At 67.4% G+C, this 6,343-nt stretch carries 6 protein-coding genes and 1 pseudogene; 5 read left to right on the top strand and 2 right to left on the bottom strand.

All coding sequences use genetic code 11. The annotated features are described in order from the left end of the window. Nucleotides 1-96: 96 nt before the first annotated feature. Nucleotides 97-288, top strand: a pseudogene (locus ABD369_RS39720) (hypothetical protein); the annotation flags it as partial. Here ABD369_RS39720 and ABD369_RS39725 read toward each other — a convergent pair. Then, nucleotides 206-751, bottom strand: a complete 546-nt coding sequence (locus ABD369_RS39725) for a hypothetical protein (protein WP_344641518.1) — start codon at nucleotides 749-751, stop codon at nucleotides 206-208. The pseudogene ABD369_RS39720 and the gene ABD369_RS39725 overlap by 83 nt on opposite strands. Nucleotides 752-1,151: 400 nt before the next feature. Beyond that, nucleotides 1,152-2,054, bottom strand: a complete 903-nt coding sequence (locus ABD369_RS39730) for a LysR family transcriptional regulator (RefSeq protein WP_094222930.1) — start codon at nucleotides 2,052-2,054, stop codon at nucleotides 1,152-1,154. Between the two features lie 158 nt (nucleotides 2,055-2,212). Here ABD369_RS39730 and ABD369_RS39735 point away from each other — a divergent pair, with 158 nt between their 5' ends. The 4 genes from ABD369_RS39735 to ABD369_RS39750 all read left to right on the top strand — a co-directional run bounded on the left by ABD369_RS39735 (nucleotide 2,213) and on the right by ABD369_RS39750 (nucleotide 6,190). Continuing rightward, nucleotides 2,213-2,506, top strand: a complete 294-nt coding sequence (locus ABD369_RS39735) for a DUF1330 domain-containing protein (protein ID WP_280703198.1) — start codon at nucleotides 2,213-2,215, stop codon at nucleotides 2,504-2,506. A gap of 473 nt (nucleotides 2,507-2,979) precedes the next feature. Further along, on the top strand, nucleotides 2,980-3,711 hold the full coding sequence (locus ABD369_RS39740; RefSeq protein ID WP_344641519.1) for a TnsA-like heteromeric transposase endonuclease subunit: 732 nt from the start codon (nucleotides 2,980-2,982) through the stop codon (nucleotides 3,709-3,711). Continuing rightward, nucleotides 3,708-5,810 carry a Mu transposase C-terminal domain-containing protein gene (locus tag ABD369_RS39745; protein ID WP_344641521.1) on the top strand — a complete coding sequence of 701 codons (2,103 nt, stop codon included), beginning with the start codon at nucleotides 3,708-3,710 and terminating at the stop codon, nucleotides 5,808-5,810. Before ABD369_RS39740 ends, ABD369_RS39745 begins: the two co-directional genes overlap by 4 nt. Further along, nucleotides 5,807-6,190, top strand: coding sequence for a hypothetical protein (locus ABD369_RS39750; RefSeq protein WP_344641520.1), 384 nt, complete (start codon nucleotides 5,807-5,809; stop codon nucleotides 6,188-6,190). The genes ABD369_RS39745 and ABD369_RS39750 overlap by 4 nt, the downstream gene beginning before the upstream one ends. Nucleotides 6,191-6,343 lie beyond the last annotated feature (153 nt).

A 6,343-nucleotide genomic window follows, 5' to 3' on the forward strand; every position in this document is an offset into this window, starting at 1 on the left:
GCGTCCAACTCCACCTCCTCGAACTCCTCGGCATCGAAGTCACCCGAACCCGCTGGCCACAGACCTGAAACGGTGACCTGCGAAGTACGGGGCTAGGTGGCGGAGAGGACGTTCGGCTGGCTCATGCGCACACGCCGCCTCGCCCGCGACTACGAGACCCGCGCCGACAGCGCCCAGGCCGTGATCCTGTGGTCCATGACCATGGTCATGAGTCGGCGCCTCGCCCGCCACCGCCGCCGCCAGGCCCGGAATGGCACCCCGCGGCCCGGGCCCGCCGCCGCGGCATGAACCGGCTCCCGGACCCGTCGACCTCCAGCCAGCCCCGCTCCACCAGCCGCCTCGCCTTCTGCCGCAGGTTCTCCGTCACCGCGGCGACCGGCTCCCGGCCGACCGCGACCGCCACCTCCCGCATGGTCAGGCCGACAACGCCCCGCCCGCCGGACCCTACCGCCTCCACCAACCGACGGTAGTCCGGCGCCAGCGCGTCCACCGGATCCAGACCCTCCCGCCACGCCGGCACCACCGCCCCCTTCGGCGGCACCCGCACCACCGCCCCCTTCGGCCCCGCGACATCCCCGGCCGGGGCAAGCGCCTCGGCCAGCTCCTCCACCGCCACCACCCGACGCTCCAACACCGCCCTCGCCGCCTCCAGCTCACCCTCGAGGCGCTCCAACTCGGCCTCCAGATCCTCCACCCGCGCCCGAGCGGCCTCCCGACGCTCCTCCAGCAATCCCAACGGCGACGGCGGCATCACATACTCCGTTCCGACCTCGACAACCCGACGCCGAAACCCTGCCGCCCAACCCCGCACACCATGCCTGAACAGCGAAAAGTCATATACCGCAAGCGGATTGCGGATGCCTTCTGACTGATATCCAAGGGTCTGTTAGGCAAGTTCGTGGTCTCGGTGCCATCGCGCGCAGTCGGCAGCCCAGTCGGCTCGGGTCCGTTGGAGTGCTTGGTACAGCCGCTCGGCAGGTACCTCGAAGGCGCGTTCGTGCTCAGGCTTTCGGATGCTGATCCGCCGGCGTAGCGAGGTCGTGTCGGACATTCAGCAAGACCGCCGTCGTCGTCATCACCGCGAAGTCCGCCGGGCGCAGGGTCTTCGGCCTCGCCACCGCAGACGTCCGTCCCGCTTGACCTCTTGCGCGTCAGTCCGGCAGCCAGTGCAGCTCGTGCGCAAGGGTTTTGGCGACGGCACGGATGCGGCGGTGTAGTGGCGACTGCTCGCGTGGGAGGACCAGGTGGAACGTCAGGCTGGGCGCGCCCCGCAGCGGTCGCCAGGTGAGACCGGCCGGTTGTGCCGTGGCCGCGGCTTCTCCGGCCGGGGCGAGGGTGACCCCGTCGCGCAGGTCGCGCTGAGACATGTCGAAAGAGACTGCGGGCGTGTGGAATCGGGGGTGTGGTCGGGTGTCTCGGAACAGTGCGGACAGCTGATCGTGGATCACGGGGTTGGCCGCACGGTCCGGGAGTCGCAGCGGATACGCGGCCGCGTCGGCGATCTCGATCTCCGGGTGTTCGGCCAGCGGATGGTGCTGCGCCAGCTGGACCCCGATGCGCGCACGCCGCAGCAGGAACCGGCGCACGCCACGGCCCGGCTGTTCACCTCGGGTGATCCCGGCATCGATGCGGCCGTCGGCGACCGCGGGGGAGATCTCCGGTGTCGCCATCGGGACCGCGCCGACCTCGAGTCCGCTGTTGCCGCGAATCAGCCTGTCCACCAGGGCCGGTGCCGTCTCGGCCCCGGCGCTGAGGCTGTATCCGATGCGCAGCGTGCCCAGTTCACCGGCCGCCGCGCTCCGGGCGGTGTCCCATGCCCTGTCCAGCGCCGCCAGCGCGGGCGGCGCGGACTCCGCCAAAGCCGCACCGGCTGTGGTCAATACGACGCTACGCGTGTTGCGGACCAGCAGGGCCGTACCGAGTTCCGCCTCCAATCGGCGCATCCGGGCGCTGAGTGCGGGCTGTGCGATACCGATCCGTGCGGCCGCGCGGGTGAAGTTTAACTCCTGCGCCAGCACCAGGAAGTACCGCAGGCTCACCGTATCCGGCGCCACGTGCCCTCCCTGCCGATTGATAACGATCCGTTCTGAGTCTATCCCGTACCGGTCTTTCCCTCGACCGCACATCAAGCCCTAACCTGCGCATGCCGGGATCGATCGATCTGAGTGTCAATTCGAAGTCGGACGTGTCCGGCCGAACACAGGAGGTTTCCATGGCTAAGGGCTACTGGGTCAGTGTCTACCCCGCCATTTCCGACCCTGAGAGGCTGACTGCCTACGAGAAGCTGGCCGGTCCGGCTGTCCGGGCTGGGGGCGGGCGCCTCCTGTCCCGTGGCGGTCGAGTCGTCGCCCACGAGGCCGGAATCACGCAACGCGTCGTTCTGATCGAGTTCGACAGCTTTGAACAGGCCGTCGCGGCATACGAGAGCGAGGCATACCAGAAGGCGCTGGTGGCCCTCCCCGACGGCGTCGAGCGCGACTTCCGCATCATCGAAGGCATCGACTGACCGGCAGGCCCAGCCATCGCTGAGCATCCGTCACCTGAAACGCACACGGTGCTGAACGACGACTCACGAGACGAGTTCGAAGCCATGCCCCGCGTCCCAGTTCGTCGTCGACGTCCTCGACGGCCTGATCCCTGTCGGCGGCCCGCCGCGCTACCCAACGTCGAGCAACTTGCCTGACTTGCCTGACACGGCGATCAAGCTCTGACCTGCCACAACGGCGATTCACCCTGGATAAGGCTCGTGCAGGACGGTTAGCCGCGCTCGTAGTGCACGACGTGTAGGTTCCGCGTCTCGATGTCGAAATCCGCGCTGCGATGTCGAGGAGAGGCCGGATTCGACGTGGCACGTGGATCGGCAGGTCAGGAGCATCACCCGTTCGAGTGGCATCGCTACGGCTTGTACCCCTGTGAGCTCACGGGTCAGCAGTGTGTTGCGAGTCGACTGTTGGATCAGGGGTGCCGCATGGGGGCCTGGTGCTGGATCACGACCTTGTTGCTACGGCGGCCGTACGGGCCAAGTATCCAGACGGTGCCGAGCTGGTGAACGGTGGCTTCACTGAGGCGCCCATCGAGAGGTTGCTGGCCGCCGGACCGTGGCGTACGTTCCGCTGGTATCTCGGCCAGAAGCACTATTCGGGCTCCTACTGGTCCGCGACCGAGCGAGCGCATGTGATCTACGAGTCCCGGCTGGAACTGGCCCGGCTGCTGTACGCCGACTTCGATCCGGGAGTGTCGCGGATCATCGCTCAGCCGTTCTTGGTGACGGTCCAGGTCGATGGAGCGGTTCGTCGACACATCCCCGACTTTCTGCTGCTCGCCGACGCTGGTCCGGTGGTGGTCGACGTCAAGCCGGCGGACAGGCTGTCTCGCCCCGAGGTCGCGTTCACGTTCGGCTGGTGTCGAACCGTCGTGGAGGCGCGGGGGTGGCGCTACCAGGTGTGGAGTGAACCGCCAGCTGCGGAGGTGGACAACATCCGCTTTTTGGCTGGCTACCGCAGGGACTGGCTGTTCAACGCGGGTCTTCTGGAGGATCTGTGCCGCGCCGATCTGGACGGCGTGACGTTGGAGTCGGCATTCGGCGCCGTCGCCAACTGGGATCCGGGGCTGGTTCGCGCCGCGGTGTTCCATCTGCTCTGGTCCGGGCGCCTGGTCACCGAATTGGACCGGCCTCTCAGCGGCGATCACGTCGTGCGGTGCGCGCGATGACGGCCGGGACGGTGCGCTTGGGCGTGGGCGCCCGGCTGGTCTATGACGGTGAGGCGGTGGAGGTCGTTGAGACGGTGGCCACCGCGGCTGGCAACGAGGTGGTTTTGAAAGACCGTCTCGGTCGGATGCTGCGGGTCGCTGTGAAGGAACTGCTGTTCTCTGACCGAGCTCGGGTCGTTCCCGACGGTCCAGGACCGTCGTCGGCGGACGATGAGGATCTGGCCTCAGTCGTTGTGTCGGCGCTCAGCCTTCCCGAGCGGAAGCGGCTGCGGGAGAGGACAGAGCACGTCCGTGAGGTGCGTACGGGCTACAGGTCCGGCAGTGCTGAGCTGGCCCGTGACGGGGAGCCTCGCCCGGAATACGATCCGGCCTTGCCGCTGATGGCCCGCTACGAGGCGAAGGCTGCCGAGGTCGGGGTGACGGCGCGCACGATCGAACGCTGGGTCCACGCTTTCCAGCAAGACGGAGAGGCAGGTCTGGCGCCTTCCGTCCGAGTGCGGTCGGTGCTGGAGCGCTGCGATCCCCGATGGGTGGAGACCGCAGTCGAGGTGATGGTCGAGCACCTGGATCAGGCACAGCCGATGCGCAAGGCAGTGTTGGACCGAACCCGGGCCCGGGTGATCGCGCGGTTCGGAGCGGGCGTCGTCGAGATCCCGGGGCGGAGCAAAGGCTATGAGGTGCTGGAGGAACTGGAGCGGCAGCACCCGACGTTCCGGCTGAGCACCAAGCGGAATCGGGATATCGCGGCTCGCCCGAAGGGCGCCTACGGCAAGCTGCGGCCGACCAGGCCGGGCGAGTACCTGCTGATGGACACCACGCGGCTGGACGTGTTCGCGTTGGACCCGATGACGTTGCGCTGGGTGAACTGCGAACTCACCGTCGCTATGGACTGGTACACGCGCTGCATCACGGGGCTGCGTCTGACGCCGGTGTCCACCAAGTCGGTTGACGCCGCCGCCGTGCTCTACCAGGCATACCGTCCGCCGAAGGTGTTGCCGAGCTGGCCAGCCCAGGCCGTCTGGCCCGAACACGGAATTCCGCGATCGGTCCTGGTGGATCCGGCCGCGATCGACGGGCCAATGGCGCGAAGGGCCGGGCCGGCGCTGGTCCCGGAAACGATTGTGGTGGATCACGGGAAGATCTTCGTGTCGGAGCACTTGACCAGCGTCTGCACTCGGATGGGGATCTCGATCCAGCCGGTTCGGCTCCGGACTGGCCGCGACAAAGGGCCGATCGAACGGTTCTTCAAGACCCTGAGACAGGATCTGTTGCACGCTCTGCCTGGCTACAAGGGCCCGGACATCTTCTCGCGCGGTGTGAGTCCGGAGGACGAGGCGTTCTTCTTCTTGGACGAGCTCGCGGACAAGATCCGGCAGTGGGTAGCCGCGGACTACCATAGAGCTCCGCACTCCGGTCTGGTCGAGCCAAGCATTCCCGGTCTGAGGATGTCGCCAGCGCAGATGTTCGAGCACGGGATGGCCCGGGCCAGCTACATCGAGGTCCCGCGGGACCCGTACTTGGCGCTGGAGTTCCTGGAGACCGAGTGGAGGACCATCCAGCCCTACGGTGTCGAGATCAACGGCCGCCGCTACAACGGCGAGGGTCTCTACCACGACGGCCGACCCAGCCCCTACCGCACTGGGCTCTGGCCTTTCCAGGTCAACCCCGACGACATTACCCGCGTCTACTTCCGGGACTTGGACCGCGAGTGGCACGCCCTTGTTTGGGAGCACGCCCCTGGGCTCGACATGCCGATGAGCCGAGACGCCCACCGATACGGCTGGAAACTGGCCGCAGCCCGGCACTCTTTCCCTAATGAGCGGCTCGTGGCCGAGGCGTTGCTGGAACGCTGGAACCTGGGCTTCGCCATGACTTTGGCTGAGCGGCGGATGGCCTTGCGGATGGCCCGGGACCAGGCCGCGTTCGGGATCGAACTGGAAGATCTCCCGGCGGTGAAGGAAGCGGGCCGGCCAGCTGAACTCCTTGTCGGGGACGACGACCAGGCCGACTTCGTGGACGAGCCAGCTGACTGCGTCGACGCACGGTTCGAGGAGTTCGACGAAGCCACCTTCTACGCCGACGCGTTGGAGGACCTGTGAGCCGACGACGGCACGCCGAGACAGAAGACCGGCAGTGGCGAGACCTGCGGCTGGACAACCTGACCCTGACCAAGAAAGAGGGGTTCGCCGCATTCGCTGAGGCGACGGCCCCGACGCCACCGGACAACCTGACCACGGCCCAACTGAAGCTGCTGAGCGGGGATGCGCTGGCCGACCACAACAGGCGGCGACGACGCTGGCACGCGAGCCTCCGCCCGGTCCGGACCGAACAGGTGGACCTGCTCCATGAGGACCTGAACGACATCTTCGACGCATGCCTCGACCAAGGCGGCCAAGAGGCCAAGGGCGCCGCCGCGCTGGATGCCTTTCCCGGGCTAGGCAAGACGACCGCCGCACTGGCGTTCGCCAGGTGGGCTTGATTCGCTTTGACGGACACCCCTGATCAGGGGCTTCGGTCCCGGTAAGGATGATGTCCATCATGGAGAGCATGGGGAAGAAGCCGCGCCCTCGCCGCTCGTTCACGTCGGAGTTCAAGGCCGAGATCGTCGAGCTGTGCCGGCGCGGTGACCGCT

Source organism: Kitasatospora cystarginea (assembly GCF_039533515.1).
Lineage (GTDB): Bacteria > Actinomycetota > Actinomycetes > Streptomycetales > Streptomycetaceae > Kitasatospora > Kitasatospora cystarginea.

Excerpts from the sequence above, each read along its gene's own strand:
- ABD369_RS39725 (WP_344641518.1), bottom strand. The coding sequence starts at position 751 with ATGCCGCCGTCGCCGTTGGGATTGCTGGAGGAGCGTCGGGAGGCCGCT.
- ABD369_RS39735 (WP_280703198.1), top strand. The coding sequence starts at position 2,213 with ATGGCTAAGGGCTACTGGGTCAGTGTCTACCCCGCCATTTCCGACCCT.
- ABD369_RS39745 (WP_344641521.1), top strand. The coding sequence starts at position 3,708 with ATGACGGCCGGGACGGTGCGCTTGGGCGTGGGCGCCCGGCTGGTCTAT.